At 42.2% G+C, this 21,674-nt stretch carries 22 protein-coding genes and 1 pseudogene; 1 reads left to right on the top strand and 22 read right to left on the bottom strand.

Annotated features, from left to right (window positions below; all coding sequences use genetic code 11):
* Positions 1-14: 14 nt before the first annotated feature.
* From H7U02_RS08385 to H7U02_RS08280, 22 genes are all read right to left on the bottom strand, one after another.
* On the bottom strand, positions 15-869 hold the full coding sequence (locus H7U02_RS08385) for a cysteine ABC transporter substrate-binding protein (protein WP_002891583.1): 855 nt from the start codon (positions 867-869) through the stop codon (positions 15-17).
* A 43-nt stretch (positions 870-912) separates the two neighbouring features.
* On the bottom strand, positions 913-1,671 hold the full coding sequence (locus tag H7U02_RS08380) for an amino acid ABC transporter ATP-binding protein (RefSeq protein ID WP_201043139.1): 759 nt from the start codon (positions 1,669-1,671) through the stop codon (positions 913-915).
* 1 nt (position 1,672) lies between these two features.
* Positions 1,673-2,350, bottom strand: a complete 678-nt coding sequence (locus tag H7U02_RS08375; RefSeq protein ID WP_002891585.1) for an amino acid ABC transporter permease — start codon at positions 2,348-2,350, stop codon at positions 1,673-1,675.
* Positions 2,310-2,990 (bottom strand): amino acid ABC transporter permease, encoded by a 681-nt coding sequence (locus H7U02_RS08370; protein WP_002884251.1) that lies wholly within the window; start codon positions 2,988-2,990, stop codon positions 2,310-2,312. Before H7U02_RS08370 ends, H7U02_RS08375 begins: the two co-directional genes overlap by 41 nt.
* Positions 2,991-3,544: 554 nt before the next feature.
* Complete coding sequence (locus H7U02_RS08365) at positions 3,545-4,591, bottom strand: D-alanine--D-alanine ligase (RefSeq protein WP_014634913.1); 1,047 nt, start codon at positions 4,589-4,591, stop codon at positions 3,545-3,547.
* A gap of 138 nt (positions 4,592-4,729) precedes the next feature.
* Complete coding sequence (gene copZ / locus H7U02_RS08360; RefSeq protein ID WP_002884431.1) at positions 4,730-4,933, bottom strand: copper chaperone CopZ; 204 nt, start codon at positions 4,931-4,933, stop codon at positions 4,730-4,732.
* 81 nt (positions 4,934-5,014) lie between these two features.
* Positions 5,015-7,243, bottom strand: coding sequence for a heavy metal translocating P-type ATPase (locus tag H7U02_RS08355; RefSeq protein ID WP_183139895.1), 2,229 nt, complete (start codon positions 7,241-7,243; stop codon positions 5,015-5,017).
* Positions 7,244-7,246: 3 nt separating this feature from the next.
* Positions 7,247-7,678: a CopY/TcrY family copper transport repressor gene (locus H7U02_RS08350; protein WP_004183215.1), complete on the bottom strand. Its 432-nt coding sequence runs from the start codon at positions 7,676-7,678 to the stop codon at positions 7,247-7,249.
* Positions 7,679-7,845: 167 nt separating this feature from the next.
* Entirely contained in the window at positions 7,846-8,976 is a 1,131-nt protein-coding gene (locus H7U02_RS08345; RefSeq protein WP_230310999.1) for an MFS transporter, read from the bottom strand.
* Between the two features lie 168 nt (positions 8,977-9,144).
* Positions 9,145-9,306, bottom strand: coding sequence for a hypothetical protein (locus tag H7U02_RS08340; RefSeq protein ID WP_181971236.1), 162 nt, complete (start codon positions 9,304-9,306; stop codon positions 9,145-9,147).
* A 157-nt stretch (positions 9,307-9,463) separates the two neighbouring features.
* Entirely contained in the window at positions 9,464-9,601 is a 138-nt protein-coding gene (locus H7U02_RS08335) for a YrhK family protein (protein ID WP_173018408.1), read from the bottom strand.
* Between the two features lie 163 nt (positions 9,602-9,764).
* Positions 9,765-10,547, bottom strand: coding sequence for a tryptophan synthase subunit alpha (gene trpA, locus H7U02_RS08330; RefSeq protein ID WP_155213335.1), 783 nt, complete (start codon positions 10,545-10,547; stop codon positions 9,765-9,767).
* Positions 10,548-10,550: 3 nt separating this feature from the next.
* Positions 10,551-11,759, bottom strand: coding sequence for a tryptophan synthase subunit beta (gene trpB / locus H7U02_RS08325; RefSeq protein WP_022496114.1), 1,209 nt, complete (start codon positions 11,757-11,759; stop codon positions 10,551-10,553).
* Entirely contained in the window at positions 11,756-12,337 is a 582-nt protein-coding gene (locus H7U02_RS08320; protein WP_037611884.1) for a phosphoribosylanthranilate isomerase, read from the bottom strand. The genes trpB and H7U02_RS08320 overlap by 4 nt, the downstream gene beginning before the upstream one ends.
* Entirely contained in the window at positions 12,324-13,091 is a 768-nt protein-coding gene (gene trpC, locus H7U02_RS08315) for an indole-3-glycerol phosphate synthase TrpC (RefSeq protein ID WP_022496113.1), read from the bottom strand. The genes H7U02_RS08320 and trpC overlap by 14 nt, the downstream gene beginning before the upstream one ends.
* Complete coding sequence (trpD, locus tag H7U02_RS08310; protein ID WP_201043138.1) at positions 13,088-14,092, bottom strand: anthranilate phosphoribosyltransferase; 1,005 nt, start codon at positions 14,090-14,092, stop codon at positions 13,088-13,090. The genes trpC and trpD overlap by 4 nt, the downstream gene beginning before the upstream one ends.
* 90 nt (positions 14,093-14,182) lie before the next feature.
* On the bottom strand, positions 14,183-14,749 hold the full coding sequence (locus tag H7U02_RS08305; protein ID WP_013991050.1) for an aminodeoxychorismate/anthranilate synthase component II: 567 nt from the start codon (positions 14,747-14,749) through the stop codon (positions 14,183-14,185).
* Positions 14,746-16,101: an anthranilate synthase component I gene (trpE, locus tag H7U02_RS08300; RefSeq protein ID WP_179968997.1), complete on the bottom strand. Its 1,356-nt coding sequence runs from the start codon at positions 16,099-16,101 to the stop codon at positions 14,746-14,748. The genes H7U02_RS08305 and trpE overlap by 4 nt, the downstream gene beginning before the upstream one ends.
* A 78-nt stretch (positions 16,102-16,179) precedes the next feature.
* Entirely contained in the window at positions 16,180-16,458 is a 279-nt protein-coding gene (locus tag H7U02_RS08295) for a chorismate mutase (protein ID WP_148512898.1), read from the bottom strand.
* A 577-nt stretch (positions 16,459-17,035) separates the two neighbouring features.
* Positions 17,036-17,386: a PBECR2 nuclease fold domain-containing protein gene (locus H7U02_RS08290; protein ID WP_014634923.1), complete on the bottom strand. Its 351-nt coding sequence runs from the start codon at positions 17,384-17,386 to the stop codon at positions 17,036-17,038.
* Positions 17,387-17,480: 94 nt separating this feature from the next.
* A complete protein-coding gene (locus H7U02_RS08285) occupies positions 17,481-19,829 on the bottom strand; it encodes a cation-translocating P-type ATPase (RefSeq protein WP_187359133.1) in 2,349 nt (782 codons plus the stop codon).
* A 163-nt stretch (positions 19,830-19,992) separates the two neighbouring features.
* Positions 19,993-20,502 carry a hypothetical protein gene (locus H7U02_RS08280; RefSeq protein ID WP_110981278.1) on the bottom strand — a complete coding sequence of 170 codons (510 nt, stop codon included), beginning with the start codon at positions 20,500-20,502 and terminating at the stop codon, positions 19,993-19,995.
* Positions 20,503-20,681: 179 nt separating this feature from the next.
* Between H7U02_RS08280 and H7U02_RS08275 the strand changes: the two are divergent.
* Positions 20,682-21,661 (top strand): annotated as a pseudogene (locus tag H7U02_RS08275) (transposase); the annotation flags it as partial.
* Positions 21,662-21,674 lie beyond the last annotated feature (13 nt).

Raw genomic sequence — 21,674 nt, 5'->3', positions numbered from 1 at the left:
GAGAGGAATTAGTCTTATTTCACTTCGCCACCTTCAACCACGAGGTCATCAGCTTTAGCTGCATCACCGTAGGTTGGGTGAAGTGTTTTTTCATAATCTTTGTGGAAGAAATTCTCTTCGCCAAGTTTCTTAATGTCTTTATTGATAAAGTCAAGGAGTTCTTTGTTACCTTTTTGAACGGCTGGGGCAATGGTATCTGGGTTACCAAGTGATGTGATTCCAACTTCGTAACCTTTATTTTCTAGAGCCCAAGCAAGAACTTCTGTATTATCTGTTGAGAAGGCATCGCCACGACCATCAAGGAGGGCTTGGTAAGCGTCGCTATATTGGTCATACTTTTGCAATTTGATATTTGGGTAGTTCTTTTCAAAGTAAGTTTCAGCAGTTGTCCCCTTAGTAACAATCAAAGTCTTACCTTCAAGCTCTTTAACGTCCTTAATGACCTTATCTTTAGGTGATACCACACCGATTGAGACTTTCATATAAGGAAGAGCGAAGTCCACTTGTTTCTTACGTTCATCAGTTACTGTGAAGTTGGCAAGCGTAATATCTACCTTGTTTGAAATCAAGAATTCTGCACGGTTGGCCGCATCTACTGAGACGTATTTAGGTTTAACACCCAAGTCTTTAGCCAAACGGTTACCAAGTTCAATATCGTAACCTTGGTAAGCACCCTTGTTATCTACATAACCGAAAGGTTTCTTGTCCGCAAAAACGGCGATACGGAGTTCACCACTCTTCTTAATTTCTTCAATAGTACGTGCTTTGGCTGTTGATTTACCAGAGCTACTGTTACTTGAGCAAGCAGTCACTGCCACCAAGGCAAAGACGAGGGCTAATAGGGCAAAAATTTTCTTTGTTAATTTCATAAATATCTCCTAAAATATTATATTTTTTATTAAAAACAATGGGTTACAAATAGGCACCAAACTGGCTGAAGTCAAAGACATTGAGAAACTCTTGAGCTCGCTGTGTCTTTGGATGATTGAAGAATTCTTCAGCAGTACCTTCCTCAGCGATGACACCCTTATCCATAAAGATAATACGGTCAGCGATGGCACGCGCAAACTGAAGCTCATGGGTTACAATCAACATGGTACGCCCTTCTTGAGCGAGGTCATTGATCAATTCCAAAACTTCACGAACCATCTCAGGGTCAAGCGACGCCGTCACTTCGTCGAAGAGAATAACTTCAGGATGCATGAGCAGTGAACGGACAATGGCTACACGTTGCTTTTGACCACCCGACAGTTGTCGCGCAAAGCTATGCTTCTTGTCCAAAAGTCCCACACGGTCCAAAAGTTTCTCAGCCTCCGCAATAACCTCTTCCTTGTTACGCCCTTGAGCTTTGACCGGTCCCAAAATCAGATTTTGCAGGATGTCCAAATGCGGGAAGAGGTCATAACTTTGAAAGACCATTCCGATTTTCTGACGAATCAAGTGAAAATCCTTCTTGCTACTAGTGATAGACTTGCCATCCAGGAGAATATCCCCTCCTTGAATCATCTCCAAGCCATTGATACAACGTAGCAAGGTCGATTTCCCACAACCTGAGGAACCCAGGATAACAACGACTTCACCTTGTTTAATATCCAAGGAGATGCCTTTGAGAATCTCATTGTCCCCAAAGGACTTTTTCAAATCCTTGATTTGTAAAATGCTTTCTGTCATCTTAATTCCTCCAACGATTTTCAAGATAAGTAGACAGCTTAGATACTGGGTAACAAATGGCAAAATAAAGAATCAAAATCGTGCCATAAATCCAGAAAGAAGCTGTTGGAATAGTCAGACGGTTACTGTCGATAATCTGCTGACCAACCTTGGTCACCTCAACCACGCCAATCAAAACCACCAAGGACGTAGTCTTAATCATCCGTGTCACCAGGTTAATAGCCTGAGGCAACAAGCGACGCAAGACTTGTGGAATAATCACATAGGTATAAAGTTGCCCATTGGTCAAACCAAGAGCTCTTCCACTCTCAAACTGGTGTCTAGGTAGCGATGTGATTGACCCACGCACCAAATCACCCATCTCAGCCGTTCCCCAAAGGGTAAAGACGATAATAGCCGATAGCTCGCCTGAGATGTTGATGTTAAAGTTCCTAGCCAGACCAAAATAAACAATAAAGAGCAAGACCAACTGGGGCATGATACGAATAAATTCCAGATAAATACGTGACAAGAAACGAACAATCTTAGACTTCGAAGTCATGACAATCCCAAAAAGTGTTCCTAGTAAAAGGGAGAGAAGAACTGAGACAATGGAAATTCCAATAGTTACGCCTAAACCTTGTAAGATACGTAGGAAATTATTCCCCTGAAGAAGAACCTGAAAGCCCGAATCCTGCATAGCGTAACCTCCTTTCAATCCAACTAAAGACTAGAGAAATCGGTAGCAACATCAAGAGATAAGCCACCACCAACATACCTAGAGCTACATCGGTTTCGTAGTAAAGACCAATCAAATCCTTGGCCACATACATCAAATCCGCCAAGGCTACCGCTGAGAATACTGACGTTTCCTTGATAAGGAAGATGACGTTAGCACTAAATGACGGAAGCGCCACAGCCACTGCCTGAGGAAGGACCACATAGCGAAAGACTTGGAATGGCGTCAAACCAATAGACAACCCCACTTCATGCTGGGTCTGACTAACAGCCTCTAGGCCACTTCGGAAGGACTCCGCCATATAGGAACCACCCAAGAAAATCAAACCTACCACAGCACAAGCCTCTGACGATAGAACCAAACCTATACGAGGCAAGCCAAAGTAGAGAAAGAAAAGCTGAATCAAGAGCGGCGTATTACGAGATAACTCAATATAAGCCGTCGAAAGCTGACTCAAAATCGGCACTCGGTAATGACGAATAACACTCACCACCAAGCCCAAAAGGAAGGAACCAAGAATCCCCAGAACGGCAATATGTAAAGTTAAAAAGAATGCCTTCTGATAAAAGGGCAAATACTGTTGAACAATGGACCAGTCCAAAACTTACCTCCTCATTTAAGATACAAAGGGCGTATAGAATTCCGTAAGCAAATAGGAAACTGACGACGTGTGCTGGCACACTAGGAAGTTTATCTTTTGCTCTAGGAATTTAGCCTGTGTTCAATTCTACAAGATACAAAAGGCGTGTAAAATTCCGTAAAACAAATAGGAAACTGACGACGTGTGCTGGCACACTAGGAAGTCTATCTTTTGTTCTAGGAATTTAGCCTATGTTCAATTCTACAAGATACAAAGGGCGTGTAAAATTTCGTCAACACTTGCTGACTGCCATCTACTTCTAGCCCTTTGACCTTCACTCGCCTCTGATAATCATCGCGATACGCAAATCTTCATCAAACACGAACGAATTGCTTTATTTCATTTGAAACGTTAGATTTATTCTACCACCTGTTAGATTATTTGGATAATATGTATTTTTTATCGAGGTGATAAAGAAAAGATATAAATAAAATCTAGATTTCTGTAAAGAAAAAAACACCTCAGTCTCAGAGATTTCTCCAAGACTAAGATGTCTGTGTTCTAGATACTATTTCTTAAATCAAATGGCTTTCACGTTTGTCAAACATTTCTTGTCCCAAGTCTACCAATTCCTTGATAAGGTCTGAGTAAGAAAGTCCCATATTTTCCCAAAGAAGTGGGTACATTGACCATTGGGTGAAACCTGGCATGGTGTTGAGCTCGTTAAGGTAGATGGCTCCATCCTCTGTCAGGAAGAAATCACAGCGGGCAAGACCACAACCACCGAGAGCACGGAAGGCCTTAGCCGCATAGGCACGCATTTGTGTCATGACTTCTGCAGGCACGTGAGCTGGGATGTCCATGGTAATCTTATTGTCAATGTACTTGGCTTGATAGTCATAGAAAGCCACGTCTTTGACCACTTCACCTGGATCAGTCGTTTTGACATTTGTATTGCCAAGGATACCAACCTCGATTTCACGGGCAACCACACCTTGCTCAATCAAGATACGACTATCATATTTGAGAGCCAAATCAATCGCTGCACGAAGCTCTGCTTCATTTTCAGCTTTAGAAATCCCAACAGATGACCCCATGTTAGCAGGTTTGACAAACACTGGGAAGGTCAATTTTTCAAGCGTTTCAGCTACTGCTGCTTCCAAATCTTCACCCTCGATGAAGACTGTGTAGGCAACCTGAGGCACACCAGCAACTTCAAGAATATGCTTGGTCATAATCTTGTCCATAGCCACACTTGAAGAAAGAACATTAGTACCCACGTATGGCAATCTGAGGGTTTCGAGGAAACCTTGGATAGAACCATCCTCACCCATAGGACCATGAAGAACTGGGAATACCACAGCGCCTTCTTCATAAATATCGCTTGGTTTGATAGCCTGACTAGCCACAACTGTGTCATTAGTCATGAGCTTCTCGTCATCACCTGGTGTTTCTGTAAATTCTTGTGTTTTGATAAAATCACCAGACTGAGTGATAAAGTAGGTTTTAACCTCAAATGCGCTGTAATCCACCGCACGCATAACACTCTCAGCTGAGAGCACAGACACTTCACGTTCTGCTGAACGTCCACCGTAGAGAAGGATAAGGGTTTGTTTAGACATAGGTATACCGTTTTCTTTTCTTGATTTTCTAGTCTCAATTTTGAGAACATAATTACTTTAATCATATCACAAAAGGAAGGGATTTTCAAAAAGATTATGGGTAGAAAAAAACAGCCTGATAGCTGTTTTTTTCCTGTCTTAAATTTCATCACCAAGTTCGAACTTAGTGCCTTTGAGGGCACGTTTGAGAGACCACTTCCATGGTTTACCTTCAATAGTGACTTGTTTGTTTTCGAGGTCAACTTGAACCTTGTCTACGCCTTTGACAGCAGAGAGTTTTTCGGTAACGGTGTTGACACAACCTTGGCATTTCATTCCTGTAATCTTATATGTTTTTGTCATTTTTCTTTCTTCCTTTTCTTTAATTGTTTTTTTTTGATACACAGCTTAGCTTAAGTGGCGGGAGTTATAAGTAACTGACACTTAGACTTTGCGGCGTTTGAGTCGCAGAGCATTGAGAACGACGGAGACAGAGCTAAAGCTCATGGCCAGTCCTGCTATCATTGGGTCAAGAAGCGGACCACCAAAGAGGTGGAGGACACCCATGGCCACTGGGACAGACAGGATATTGTAGATAAAGGCCCAGAAGAGGTTCTCTTTAATCGTTGTGATAGTTGCTTGACTGATTTTCAGAGCCTTAACGACATCCATGAGATTTGGTTTCATAAGGACCATATCGGCACTTTCCATGGCAATATCTGTCCCTGAACCCATGGCAATACCGATATCAGCAGTCGCAAGGGCTGGGGCATCATTGATACCATCACCAACCATAATGACTGATTTTCCTTCTGCTTGCAGGTCACTAATCACTCTAGATTTTTCTTGCGGAAGCACTTGACTGATGACACGTTTGATACCAACCTTTTGGGCAATAGCTTGAGCTGTTTGGTCATTATCCCCAGTCAACATGATGACTTCCTTGCCCATTTGATGAAGAGCTGCCACCATATCTGCACTGTCTGCTTTAACCTGATCGGCTACACCGAAGAGTCCGATTAACTTGCCATCTTCAGCCAAGAAAATCGGTGTCTGACCATCGGCTGTCAAGCTTTGGAAATCAGCTTGTGCTGAAGTCAAGTCGACTTTTTCATCAGCCATAAGGGTTTGATTCCCAGCTAGATAAGTTTTTCCTGCATAGCTTGCAGTTAGTCCTCGTCCAGTCAAACTTGAGAAATTGTCCATCTCTAACAAGTCCAAGTTAGCATTTTCTGCTGCCACAAGGATGGCTTGACCCAAAGGGTGTTCAGACTTGGCTTCCAAGGATGCCAAAAGCTGCAAGGCTACTCCGCTATCTCCATAAGTATAGCTAGAAACGAGCTGAGGTTTACCCTGAGTAATGGTTCCTGTCTTGTCAAAAACGAGGACATCAGCCTTGTGAGCTAACTCGAGCACATCCCCACGCTTGTAGAGAATACCGTGTTCTGCACCAAGCCCTGTACCAACCATGATGGCTGTCGGTGTCGCAAGTCCCAAAGCACATGGACAAGCAATAACCAAGACGCTAACTGCTACTGTCATAGCGAATGTAAAGGTTTGTCCCATGACAAAGTACCAGAAGAGGCCAGATACAAGAGCAATAGCCATAACAACGGGAACAAAGACCGCTGACACCTGATCAGCAATCTTAGCAATCGGTGCCTTAGTTTGTTGGGCATCCTCAACCAATTTGATGATTTGGGAAAGCAAGGTGTCCTTACCAATCTTTTCCGCCTCATAAATCAGACTACCTTGACCATTAATAGAACCTGCAAATACTGGTTTACCAGCTGATTTTTCAATAGGCAGTGACTCACCTGTAAGCATACTCTCATCAATGGCAGAGCTACCAGAAATCACTCGCCCATCCACGGCTATCTTTTCCCCAGGTTTGACCACAATATGGTCACCAAGAACAACCTTATCCACAGGAAGCTTGACTTCCTTACCATCACGAAGGACAGTTGCTTCCTTGGCTGACAAGTGCATGAGTTTCTTGATAGCTTCTGAAGTTCGACCCTTAGAGAGGGTTTCAAAGTACTTACCTAGAGTAATCAGGGTCAAGATAACAGCCACTGACTCAAAATAAAGTTGGTGGGCGTGATGTGCATGCCCCAATGAAATGTGGTAAGTACCATAGAGACTATAAAGAAAGGCTGCCGACGTTGCCAAGGCTACCAAGGCATCCATGTTTGGGTGACCTTTGAGCAAGGTACGAAAACCATTACTATAGAAAGAACGGCCCAACCACATGACGGGCACTGTCAAAACTAGTAGCACCAAGGCATAAGTCAAAGCTGCATGATGAGGAGACAAGAAGTTTGGCACAGGTAGACCGACCATTGGCCCCATAGCTAGATAAAAGAGAGGAATGGTGAAGACTGATGACCAAATGAGACGCTCACGCACCTTGTGAATCTTGTCTTCTTCACGTTCTTCCTGACTTTTGGCTGTATCTGGATTGTAGACTTCGGCTTCATAACCAGCGTCAGCCACAGCCTTTTCAATAGCTTCTGGACTGACCTTATCCCCAGCATAATCCACAGACATTTTTTCGGTGGTTAGGTTAACCACAGCCTTGTCCACACCATCCAACTTATTAACAGCATTTTCAACGTTGGCTACACAGGATGCACAGGTCATCCCATTAACCACAAAGGTTTCTTTTGCCATTTCCTATATCACCTCCATATGATGCCCACAAGCACATTGGCCAGGCACACAGTCACACACCACCTGATCCACAGGTTCTTTTGCTAGAAGCAAGGCCTGCAGCTTATCCACATCAGCTTGAGTCATCGGCGTCTTCTCGATGAGTTGACCCAACAAGTCGCTGTGTTTGGTCAGGCAAATCTTATCAAAAACAGCCTCTAAAGCTTGAAAATTCGCTTCATCTTCCCCCAAGCTAGCTTGATAGATAAAGCCTCGTCCTTGACGCTGACTAGTTAGGTAACCCTTGTCCGCCAAACGTCCAAGCAAGGTCTTAACTGTCGAAGCCGACCAGTCTAGCTTCTTAGCTAGAATCGCTATAATCTCTGAAGAAGTCGCCTGCCCCTTAGCCCAGAGCACTCGCATGACTTCCCATTCCGCAGATGAAATTGTCAGCATGATAGCTCCTTTCTGAATGTTGTTGTTCGTTTACGTTTGTAGATTTATTTTAACGCTATCATGAAAACGTGTCAAGGGTTTTGTTTACATTTGTAGATTTATTTTGTTTAAAAATTCCAAGATCACTTCAAGGACCTTGGAAGACTTTCATTATCTTAGGCAAAAAATTATGCCTTTGGATTTTTCTGATACAGTTTAGTCATAAGCATTATTCCCAAAACGAGTATAATGACTGGAAGACTGTATCCTAAATAAATCGTAGTGACCTGCAGACCTCTCTTGATAAGCATACCACTAACAAATACAACAATCCCTGTCAAAACCTGATTCAAGACTTCGATTTTCAAATAAAGATTGTTGAGCTGTAGAGGATTCAACTTCTCCTGCAGGTAAACATTTTGCGAGATTCCAGATATCGTTTGGCCAACTGCTAAAAAGATATAGCTAAGCAAAACAGTCGGTAGATTAGGTACGAATGGAAAGACGACAACATAACCCAAATATACAAGAGAGCCTAACAAGTAAACGGTCATAGGGGAGTATTTAGTGAGACTTTTGAAAGATAGAATTGAACTCGTTGCTAGAAAGGCAATGGCCAAGAAGGACAGAGAGAAAGAATAGGCCTGACTAGAAATACCGACATCTTTGGTCAGGAAGATAACTTCATAAGCATCATATAAGACACCCACTGACTGTAAGAGTATAGTCATCATAACCATCTTAAGGACGACACTCTGCCTTCCAAAAATAGAAATACCTTGACTGGAAGAAACCTCCTCTTCTGATTCATTCTCACGGTCAAAAATGATTGGTCCCAGTTTAAACAATAAGAGGGTTGCAAGTAGAGTTAGCACACTATAGACCAAAAACAGGCTCCCTAAATCAAGGCTTCCCCAAAGACCAACTATCATAGGTGCTAAGAAATAGGAAGCTGACCCAATCATGGTATAGGTACTGTTAAACTTTTGCAAGTTGGCTTTTTTAACAATCACAGGCACCGCTGAGGACAACAAACTGTTAAAGTAGGTTGTCAGCACTTCAGTCAGAACCACCAAAGCAAATACAAAAATACTGCCCATGGCAAGATAGATCAAAGCCAAACAAACTGCCTTAAGCAACTCAATACCAATCAAAACATATTTTTTATTTGTGATTTTTCCTACAAATTGATGTCCCACATTGGCAAGAATCCCTCCTAAGAATTTGGCAATCCACAGCCCTAAGACATAGTCCACCGAGATTTTAGAAAAGATAATGCTCAGTGCTATCGCATAGCCATACTCGATAATCAGTGACAAAAACCTATTTAGGAAAATAATTCTGGAATTGTTGTTAAACATTAGCGATTTCTAAACCTTTTCTTTTTCATTGTCCTTATTGTAACACTGAACATACTAGCCTTCAATAAGCACTGACAACTTGATCAACGCATTAGAAAAACACCTCCTAAGAGGTGCCACACTTTACTAAGATAAGACTGAGTTAACGAGGCTACGTCCAAAATCCCTGCCTTCAACATACAAAAATTTAAACATATCAGGGTAAATAACAGCCAAACAAATAATCATAAAGAGTATTGCTAGAGCTTTCTTGTGTGATACAAAGAATGAAGAAATATAATCAATCATGTTCAGAGATACCTTCTCTTCCTTACTTTTTTAGCTCTAAATAAACTATAAAATCATTCTATAGTTTTCGAAAAGAAAAAAATAGTGACATTTATGTCACTAAAAAGGCTTATTCATTCGATACGAGATATACAAAAGCTGATTACGAGCTTAACTCTCAACTCAAGCCCTTGTAGAAATACAAGGCACCAACCAAAAGGAAAATCAGTGCATAATGATTCTCTCCCCGATAGAAGAATAGTAAGGCTCCTATTAAGAAACAGACCCCTAGTATTACCCTCAATGATACTTTCATTTGTCTACCTTCTTTCTATAAGTAAGACGAAAATAAAAACAAGAGATACATTTAATTCGCTACAATCCACCCATATTATAAGCTTGATAACTAAGAAAATCAAATTGCTCCAAAGAATGATTTTGATGAAAAAATACTCCCCATTTCTGGAGAGTACCATCTTCTATTTTTCAAAATGTGAACCGAATGTAACAAATTCAGCGACTTCTTTTTCCTTACCATCATGAAGGTCACGGACAATTTTTGATCCCACGATAACACCGTCTGACACAGCGTTAAAGCGTTTGATGTCTTCCTCTGTTGACACACCGAAACCTGTGAGAACTGGAATGTCAGCATGAGCAGTCAAGTTAGCCAAGTGTTTATCAAGGTCATCACGGTAATTACCAGTCTTACCAGTAACGCCATTAATGGCAACGGCGTAGATAAAACCTTCCGCACCATCAATCAACTGTTTCTGACGGTCAATACCTGTAGTCAAGCTTACCAAAGGCACGAGAGCAATATCGCTGTCTTTCAAATAAGGAGTGATAAAGTCGGCGTGTTCGTCTGGCAAATCAGGAATAATGAGCCCCTTAACAGATGTCTCTGCAAGATCCTTAACAAAGGCTTCAATACCATATTGATAAACTGGGTTGATGTAGGTCATGATAACCAAAGGTACCTGTGTTTTTTGTTCTTGAAGCTTCTTGATGATAGCGGTCAAAGTCACATCCTTGGCCAAACTACGTTGTCCTGCTAGTTCAATAACGGGACCATCGGCCACTGGGTCTGACCATGGAATACCTACCTCAATAGCTGAGACACCACTTTTTTCTAAGAGAGCGATAGTCTCAAAGAGCCCGTCTAGACCTTTTTCATGGTCACCCGCCATGATATAAGGTACAAAAATGCCACGTTTACTGTCTTTGATAGCTTGTAGGTGTTTTGTTAGTGTTTTTGTCATGGTTTATTTCCCTTCTGCTTCAGCTTCGAAACGTTCTTTAACCTGCATAACGTCCTTGTCCCCGCGACCTGAGAGGCAGACAATGAGGCTTTGGTCTGGCGACATCTTAGCTGCCACTTTTTGTGCAAGCGCAATGGCATGGCTAGACTCAAGGGCAGGGATAATACCTTCCAAACGTGACAGAAGTTTGAAGCCTTCGAGAGCTTCTTCATCTGTGATAGAGTCGTAAGTCGCACGTCCAATTTCGTTGAAATAAGAGTGCTCAGGACCAACCCCTGGGTAGTCCAGACCAGCTGAGATAGAGAAGGCTTCCATGATTTGACCATGAGCATCTTGGAGAACATCCATAAGCGCTCCGTGAAGAATACCTGGACGGCCTTTGGCAAAGGTTGCGGCATGTTTTTCAGTATCAAGCCCCAAACCAGAAGCCTCAGCACCATACATGGCTACTGATTTATCATTAACAAATGGGTAGAACATACCGATAGCATTTGAACCACCACCGATACAAGCCATTACAGCATCAGGCAATTTACCGCCAGAAATCTCTGCATATTGGCGCTTGGCCTCACGACCGATGACAGATTGGAAGTCACGAACAATTTCTGGGAATGGTGCAGGACCAAGGGCTGATCCCATGATGTAGTGCGTATCCTCGATACCTGCAACCCAAGCACGAAGAGCAGCATTTACAGCGTCCTTAAGCACGCGCGAACCATCTGTCACACTAAATACCTTGGCACCAAGCAATTCCATACGGAAAACGTTAAGCGCCTGACGTTTAACATCTTCCTCACCCATATAGATTGTACAATCCATGTCGAAAAGGGCTGCGGCTGTCGCTGTTGCAACACCGTGTTGACCTGCACCCGTTTCAGCGATGATTTTCTTCTTGCCCATACGTTTGGCAAGCAAAACTTGACCAAGGGCATTATTAATCTTGTGGGCACCTGTGTGGTTAAGGTCCTCACGTTTAAGATAAATTTGCGCTCCACCAATATAATCGGTCAAACGTTTGGCGTGGTAAAGAGGTGTTTCACGTCCCACATAGTTTTTGAGGAGGTCATCCAATTCCGCTTGGAAACTTGGATCTTCCTTGGCTTCACGATAGGCCTTGTCCAATTCAATAACGGCTGTCATCAGCGTTTCTGGAACGAACTGACCACCGAATTTTCCGTAAAATCCTTTTGCATCAGGTTGTTGATATGTCATGCTTTCACTCTTTCTATAAATGCTTTAATCTTGTCTAAATCTTTGTGACCATCTGTCTCGACACCTGAGGACACATCTAAGGCATAGGGGTGGAAAGTCTCCTTGGCCTCTGCCACATTGTCCACAGTTAAGCCACCAGCGATGAAATAATCCTGCTCAATCTGCTTATCAGCCAAAAGCTGCCAGTCAAAAGTCTGACCGCTACCAGCAATGGGAGCATCAAAGAGAAGATAATCCGCCTGGCTCTTGACTTGAGAATCACTATCTGAAATCTGAATAGCTCGAATAACTGGTACTGAAATCTTTGGAATCAGGTCTTCATCAAAAGTTCCATGAATCTGAACGATATCTAAGGGAACCTGACCAATTGCTTCTTCCAGTTCCTCAAGACTTGGTGAAACAAAGACACCAACGATTTTTGTCTGACCAGTCACCCCTTTAGCCAGCTCGCGAGCTTGTTCAAGACTCACTTGACGCTTGCTCTTGGCGAACACAAAGCCAATGTAGTCAGCACCTGCTTCAACTGCAGTTGCCACTGCTTCTGGTGTCGATAGTCCACAAATTTTAACCTTTGTCAATTTGCAACTCCTTGACCTTTTCAGCCACATTTTCAGCTGTCATAAGGGCAGTTCCTACTAGAATCCCATTAAAATATGGGGCAATTAAGGCAGCATCCTGACCTGTAAAAATAGCCGACTCAGAAATATAAACAGGCTTGTCCTTGAAATGCGTTGATAACTCAAGACTGGTGTTGATATCTGTCTCAAAAGTGACCAAATTACGGTTGTTAACGCCGATAATCTCAGCACCAATACGATGAGCAACTTCCAATTCTGGCAGATTATGCGTTTCAACCAAGACTTCCAAGCCAAGGCTTGTCGCAAAATCGTAGAGCTCCTTGAGGCGAGCCTCTGGCAAGGCGGCTACAATCAAGAGAATGACTGTCGCACCCGCATTACGACTACGCACAATCTGTTTCTCATCAATAATGAAGTCCTTAGCCAAGGTTGGAATAGCCACCTGTGACGAAATTTCTTTCAAATAGGAAATATCACCCTTGAAGAAAACCTCATCTGTCAAAACAGAAATCATGGCTGCACCATTTTCTTCATAGGTCTTGGCCTGAGCCACAATATCCACATCTAGGTTAATATCACCCATACTTGGACTAGCTTTTTTCACTTCAGAAATAATTTGCAGCTTGTTTTGATTTGACTTGAGAAAATCATAAAGACGATAGGTCTGACGTAAGGGCTGCAAGTCTTCCATGACCAACTGGGCCACTTCTTTTTCTTTTTGTTCTAAGATTGTTGGGAGAAAGGCTTTACTCATACTTGTACCTCTTGGAGTTGGCGAAGTTTCTCTAGGGCTGAGCCGTCCGCAATCAATTGACGAGCAAGCTCAACACCTTCCTTAATAGTCTCAACCTTACCATTGGCAAAGAAGCCTAGACCTGCATTAAGCACTGTTGTTTCAAGATAAGGACTAGCTTCATTTTTCAAGACACTAAGGAGAATCTCTGCATTTTCCTTGGCATCGCCACCTGTGATGTCAGACAACTCAACCTTTTCCATACCCAAATCTTCATAAGTGAAAGTGTGCTGGCTGATGTGACCATCTTCCAAAAGGGTGTAGGTGTTAGTGCCATAGAGGGCAGCTTCGTCCATATTGTCAGGACCTGTGATAATAACCGCACGTTTACGTCCCAACTGTTGAATAGCATTAGCAACAATCTCCTGCAATTCCACACGATAGAGCCCCATGAGTTGTGTCTCAAGGTCAAGTGGATTAGCCAGTGGCCCAACCAAGTTCATAATCGTTGGAATCCCAAGAGCTTGGCGAGCTGGACCGATAAAACGCATAGCTGGGTGCATGGTTTGGGCAAAGATAAAGGCCAAACCAACCTCGTCAAGTGCTTTAGATAGGGTTTCTGGTGATGCCGCAACGTTGATTCCAAGGACTTCAAGGACGTCTGCCGAACCAGATTTAGAGGAAATCGAACGGTTACCAGCCTTGGCCATACGGATACCACCCGCTGCTAGGACAAAGCAAACAGTAGTCGAAATGTTAAAGCTATAAGACTGGTCCCCACCAGTTCCACAGTTACACATAGCATCTGTGAAGGTCTCAGGCAAGACAGTCGCATGTGATTTAAGGGCACGCACGATACCTGTGATTTCATCTGCTGTTTCTCCCTTAGTCTTAAGCCCCATAAGGAAGGCAGCAATTTGGCTTTCTGAGACTTCATTTTTGAGAATACGGTCAAAAACTGCTTGGACTTGGTCTTGAGACAAGTCTTGGCGGTTTGAGATTTGTAGGAATATTTCTTTCATATCTGTTTTCCTTTTAAAAACTGTTCAATGTTTTCTGATGCACGAGGAGAGGTTTTGAGCGTAGACAAATCTAGTCTAAAGACTGTCCAACTAGCCTGCAACGATTTTTACGAAATTTTCAACCATCTTAAGCCCATCTGGACTTCCGATGCTTTCTGGGTGATATTGCAAACCGTAAATTGGTAGCTCCTTATGCTGAATGGCCATGATTTCTTGATCATCAGTTGTGATAGCTGTCACATCAAAGCCCTCTGGCATTTGGTCAACAACGATGGAATGGTAACGCATGATTGGAACATCATTGTCAATATCCTTGAAAATAGGCGATGGCGTTTCAAAAGTGATGTTACTTTGTTTCCCATGCATGACATTCTTAGCCAAGCCGAGTTTACCACCAAAAGTTTCCGCAATAGCCTGATGCCCCAAGCAAATCCCCATCATCGGTTTTTTACCAGCGAAATCCTTAATCAAGGCTTCCATCTTACCCGCATCAGCTGGCCAACCTGGACCCGGTGAAAAGACTAGCCCGTCGGCTTTTTCCGCCTCTTCATAGAGGGTCTCATCATCATTACGCAAGACCTTTACCTCTGTAAATGTCCCTAGGTATTGTGCCAAATTATAGGTAAAAGAGTCATAGTTATCAACTAATAAAATCATTGGGCATCTCCTATTCTTGTCATAGCTTTCGCCTTGTTAATCGTTTCGTAAAATTCATTTTCAGGAACACTATCGTAAACAACACCTGCACCTGCTTGAACATAGGCTTTTTGATTTTTGAGAATCATGGTACGGATAGCAATAGCAAAGTCCATATCTCCTGTCGCAGACAGATAACCAATAGCTCCTGCATAAATACCACGTTTTTCCTGCTCAAGCTCATAGATACGGCGCATGGCACGAATCTTAGGTGCTCCTGACACGGTTCCAGCTGGTAGGGTTGATTTTAGCGCATCTAGTGCTGTCAATTCCGGCAAGAGTTGTCCCTTAACCACACTGGTAAGGTGCATCACATAGCGGAAATACTCAACTTCCATATACTTGGTCACCTTGACCGTACCATTTTTAGCAATCTTACCAATATCATTACGTCCCAAGTCAACCAACATACGGTGTTCCGCAGTTTCTTTGACATCATGTGAGAGTTCATCTGCCAAAGCAGCGTCTTCCGCCTCATTGGTACCACGAGGGCGAGTTCCAGCAATCGGATTGGTTACCACCTCTCCATTTTTCACTGAAACCAAACTCTCTGGGCTAGCACCAATCACCTGATAATCTCCAAAATCGTAGAAATAAAGATAGTTTGATGGGTTGGTCACACGCAAGTTACGGTAGTAATCCAAAGGATCTCCCTCAAAGTCCGCTGAAAAGCGTTGGCTTAGCACACATTGGAACATGTCTCCCTCACGAATAAGTTTCTTAGCCTTAGCCACCATATCCATGAAGACTTCTTTTTCGATATGATTTGAAAATTGCAAGGCTTGCAAGGCCTGAGGTGTAAACTCGTTTGGTGCCTGAGTCTGGAGATTGGTTACCACCTGACCAAGAGCTTGACGCACCGCATCGTTGTCACGACTAGAGTAGATATTGTCCTCAACCACATAAACTTTTTCCTTCTTATGGTCAAAAATCAAATAAGACTCATAGATGAAGAAATGCATATCAGGTGTCCCAATCGTATCTTCTGGAATCTCACCGATATTTTCATAGAGACCAATCATGTCATAGCCTGCAAACCCGATAGCACCACCTGCGAAAGGTAGGTCAGACTTGATGCCCTTGACTGTTACTTGGTCCAAGTATTCGAAAGGATCTTGATCAATAACCTTACCATTTTCATAAAGAACACCATCCTTGAAGGTTACTTCAAAGACCGGATTGTAGGCAACAATAGAAAAACGTGCATTTTCCTTCTCACGAGGAATAGATTCAAGGATAACCTTGTGTTCCCCTTGAACACGCATATAAGCCAAGATTGGTGTTAAGGTATCGGCTGGTAAAATTTTTCTCATAATATTTCCTTTCAAACTGGTTTATCGAGAGTAATAAGACTGATGCAAGGCTCCTTTATAGGATGTATTGGCACCATATTATTCTTTGTTCACTTTCTCTTCCAAAGCAATAAATGCTTTAATCATGCTTCTCCAAACACTTTCAGCCACATCTGGAGATAAGCCAAGCTCTAGTGCCTCCTTACGACGGTTTGCTATCACTTGGGCAACACGATCACTAGCCTGGACAGCAACCGTGTCTCCCTTGGGCTTAAGCCGTCCTGCCTTTTCCACAAGTATTTGACGTTGGGCCAGTAGTCGAAGCAACTGTCTATCAATATTATCAATATCAATTCGAATATCGCTTAATGCATCCATAAATACCCAACCTTTCATTGAATAATGACATAACACTTCTTTAAAGATAAAAGTAAACAAAAAACCTCACAGAGAAAAACTCTGTGAGGGCATTAAATCTAGTTTAACACGGTACCACCTCAGTTAACGGTCTCCAAAAAAACGACCATCATCTCTATCTCCTCTAACAAGGAGTTGCACGGTAAGGGGTGCCAACCGAGAAGAATATGTATTACCTTCTCATTATCATCCAATCAGCCCAATGTTCGCTCATCTCGATTACCTACTCACAATCACCGCAGGCTCCCTGAAAATCTAAGACCAGTTACTTTCTGATTTACTAACTATTGTACTCCTTTTTAGAGAGATGTCAAGAATTTTCTGTTAATTTTGACAATTCCTCCCTTATAAGATTCGTCTATACCTAATTCAGAGAGCGAGATAGTCTTGTCGTCACACTTTACAAAATAAAAAAGTCCCAAAAGGGACTTCTCGGTATGATAAACAACGGCAGGGTGACAGTCCTGCATCTCTTTCAGACCCGAAGGTGCGGCGGCTGCCTCTTCCGCCCTCGTTGTTACTTCTTACTTATATTATATCACATTTTCTTAGCTCTACCAGCATTTAGATAATTTTTCAGCTTAGAATCTTTAATCACAAACATGGTACGGACATTAAGTTTATCACATAATCTGACCGCTACCAGAACATTACCATCAATACGTTTTATATATTCCAAGGACTGGCCATTAGGATGGCGACCGATATAGTCCGGATGAGCAATAATCTCTGGAATACGTTCATAGGTAGCATCAAAATCACTGAATTCCTGGCGATGTTTTTCCATATGCTTCTTACGTTGTGCAGACAGCGTGATTTCTTCACCAGGCTTGTAGTCCAAATCAAAAGCTTTAATGACTTTTGGTGTCAAGTGCCCTACTGTTTTCATGCCTCTATTGTACCATACCTCATACACATCAAGGTCTTTCCTACTGTTGAGGTATCAAAAAAACTCAAGCCTGTTACCAAGCTCGAGTTTTGACTTATGCTTTTTGGAAAGCTCCTTGTTTGTAGCTAATCCAGAAGAAAAGCGGTGTGCAGATAGCCATTGCTACCAGATAGATTGGCAAGGTGTAGCTATTAAGTGTCGAAATTTCAATCACATCTCGAAGATAGTAAGAGCTGATTAAGAAACCAAAGACTGAGTAAATAATCAAGGCCACACGTCCCTTATTCAAGGGGATACAAGCACGAATAACGGCAAGGACACCCGTTGATCCCATCATATAGTAAGACAGCGTCAGCATGTCCGTATTGCTCATACCAAGGTATACCTGAGATAGATGGAAAATAAGAACACTGACAACCAGCATCAAGGCATTAGGAATAGACAACTGGAGCGAACGTCTGAGGAAATGTTTCTCAACAGGTCTTATATTACGTTCGAAGGTCAAAATAAATGGTGGAAGACCCTCGATAAATTGCCCCGCCAAAGTCATCTGAACCTGAATGAATGGGAAGACCAAGAGGTACTCTGCCTTTCCAAAAACAATACTGGCAATACAGATAAGCCCCAAAAGGAAGGAATAAACCGTTTTGATGAGGAAAATAGGTGCAATGTGGGCAATATTATTAACCACACGACGTCCCTCAAATAGAATTTCAGGAATATCCTTAAACTCGGAATCCATAAGCACCAAGTTGGCAATCTGACGTGTAGCGGGATCCCCTTCAGCCATAACAATCGAACAGTCCGCTTCACGTAGTGCTAAAATATCGTTGACACCATCACCAGTCATAGCTGTGGTATGCCCGTTGGCATTAAGCGTTTGGATTAACAACTTCTTCTGATGCGGAGATACGCGGCCAAAGATTGCCGTATCTTCAGCCAAAGCCTCCAACTCCTCATCACTAACCTTAGAACAGTCAATATAGCTTTGATAATCCGCAAAACCAGCCTGGTGGGCAATATGAGAAACCGTCACCGGATTGTCACCAGAAATAATCTTCAGCGTCACATCTTCTGAACGTAGATATTCCAGAGTTTCCGCAGCATCCTCACGAATAGGATCGGCAATTTCAAGCAAAGTCAAGCCTTCAACGTCATTTGGCAAACTCATGGTCTCTGTATCAACCGCTGACTGACTCCATGCCAAGATCAAAACACGAGAACCACGAGCCTGCGCCTGATCGACTGCTTTTGGATTTTCTTTAAGAAGCATCTCAGGCGCTCCCAAAAAGAGAGTTCCGACCCCATCAATGCTCATAGCACCCCACTTACGATCACTTGAAAATGGAATAACATCGCCTACTTGATAATTATGCTCCAGACCTTCATAGGCATTTCGAATCGCCTGAGCCGTTGCATTGTTATCCTTGCTATGCTGCATATAAGCCGCAAGCAAGCGCTCCAACTCCTCTTTAGTGAAACGCTCTGACAGTAGTTTCAGCCCCTTAACCGTCATCTTTCCTTGCGTAATTGTACCTGTCTTATCTAAACAAAGCACATCGACACGCGCCAAGGTTTCGACAGAGTACATCTCCTGCACCAGGATATGTTTCATTCCAAGCTTAATAACGGCCGTCAAAAGAGAGGTAATTGTCAAAAGGGCAATCCCCTTAGGCAACATTCCCAAAAGGGCTGTCGAACTGGTAACTACCGATTCTTGAAGAGAGAGCTGTTTAATCAAGTAAGCCTCAAAAAAGAGCGCAAGCCCAAACGGTATCACAATCTTGCCCGTAAATTTAGCAATCTTATCCATATTATAGAGGATACGTGACACGATTGGCTTATGCGTCTTGGCCTCTAGCATGAGCTTATTGGCGTAATTGTCCTCGGCTACGTTAATAACCTTAGCATAAACCTGACCACTCACAAGATAAGACCCTGAGAGCAACTCCTTTCCGTCCTTCTTGAGAATAAGGTCACTCTCACCCGTCAGCATAGCCTCATTGAGCTCAGCCATCCCATCAACAACCACGGCATCACTAGGCACCTGCTCACCCGCAGACAAGAGCATGATATCATCCAAGACAATATCCTGAGGATTAATAGAAGTCACCTCGCCATCACGCACCACACGGATCTGATCCTTATTCATGAGATTGAGCTTATCAATCATGCGACGGGCACGCAACTCTGTCATCATACCCGTAAAGGCATTAAGCACAATGATTCCGAAGAAAAAGAGATTCGACCAAGCCTGAACAGCAATCAAGGCCACAAAAATAGCAAAATTGAGCATATTAAAGGAGTTAAAGACATTACGCCTAAAAATCTCCCAGTTGCTGGAGCCAGTTTTTGCTTTAAAATGATTTGTTTTACCGGCATCTATCCGCCGCTTGACCTCCACCTGCGTCAAGCCTTGTAACTGTTTTTTCATAACTTTCATAGTAGCATAAAAATGAGGTGTTTTCAAAGGTTAGCCGTCATAGATAGCCAGGAAATAGACCTATTATATCGAACCGCTCTCCCGACTATTTAACTCAACCTAAACTACTTTCAAATAGCAAAGGTAGGAGTCCCTACAAAACACTTCTATGCTATTTTATTCTCTAATTAAACCTACTTTGATATATTAAATTAAACAACCACTGAAGATTGAATAATGGTTTTGGCTGAGCATCAATCACAGGTTGAACAGTTTCTCTAATTTCTTTTTGGACTTTTCGTTGATTATATTTAATATTGTGATAACGTTTGTCAAAAGCATCTTGGATAGAAAAATTACGATTAAGAAGATACATATCATCTGACTCCGAATGAAAAAATAGAGTATCACCTGTAAGATCTAATACAGACGTTTTAGTTCCTTTTTCTCTAGTTATAGCATACGACCCATCATCATCATAACTAATACCATCTATTTCCGGTGTATAGGCCCAACCCATATTCTCCATCAGCATAATGATGTCGGGCTCTGTTCCCTCCTTATGAGGAATATGCTGAGCATAATAAACAGAGTTAGATTTTAAATTAATAAAGGTAAATAGGCTCATTCCCATGACTGTAACCAGCCCTAAAAATAGTCCTACAAAAATCCCTAAAATATTGCTTATTTTCATTGTCATCTTCTCCTTCCTCTTCTACGACCAAACAATTTCTTGACTGGATTAACAACAAACCATTGTACACTATTTTTAACAAGTCTCATAATTTAAGGATTGGTGGCTTTGTAACTGATCTAACATTTTTATAAACAAGAAAAAATTAAGTCTTAACAAATTCCTCCAATACTTCTCCTCAGTACAAAAATGTTGTTGTTGATCAAAAAGCTAAATTCATGAGTGAACAACTGGATGTTGAGATTAATTTAGACAGGAAGAAGCATGCAAAAAAGTTCTTAAAGCCCGCCAAAAAAAGGCGAGGCTAAATCTAAGAAACAATCAACGACTAATCCAGATAGTGGTTGATTTCACAAGGGAGAACACAAGGAAGTCTTCGCTTATAATGCTCAGGTAGCTTGTGATAAACATGGTTGGGCCTTGGCTTATACAGTTGAAGCAGGTAACATCCATGATAGTCAGGCCTTTCCTGCTCTTTTCGCCAAGTTAGAACCCTTCTCCCCTGAATTCATTATTGCGGATTCAGGCTACAAAACACCTAGTATTGCCAAGTTTCTTTTAGAAAAAGGTATTACGCCAGTATTTCCTTACACTAGGCCAAGAGGTAAGAGAGGCTTTCTACGTCCTAGAGACTTTGTCTATGACGAGCATTTTGATTGCTATCTTTGTCCAGAGAACCAGGTATTAACTTACCGTACAACGACACGTGAAGGTTATAGAGAATATAAAAGTAATCCCAAAATTTGTAAGAACCTGTCCCTTGTTAGCGATTTGTACTGAAAGTCGCCAGCACCAAAAAGTTGTTGTGCGTCATATTTGGAAAGATGCCCTAGAAGTCTGTGAAGATATCCGTCATCAAAGTGGGATGAAGGAACGGTACCAACACCGGAAAGAAATGATAGAACGTTTATTCGGAACAGCTAAAGAATATCATAACTTGCGTTATACTAGAAAAAAGGAAAGTCCAAAATGGAAGATAAGGTTGGGCTTACTTTGGCATGTCTAAATATCAAAAAATTGGTAAAAATAATGGTAGGGAAGACCTGTTATTTTATCCAAATACCTCAATATTATTGGATTATGGGAGAATTAAGTGTGAATATAAAAAAAGACAAACATCAAAAACGATGTTTGTCTTCATTCTGAATCAGAATTTTAATAAGAATTCTGAT

The sequence above is a fragment of the Streptococcus sp. 3.1 genome (assembly GCF_016648915.1).
Lineage (GTDB): Bacteria > Bacillota > Bacilli > Lactobacillales > Streptococcaceae > Streptococcus > Streptococcus salivarius_E.
The sequence above is the reverse complement of the archived record's forward strand: the minus strand, read 5'-3'. Positions and strand labels throughout refer to the sequence as shown.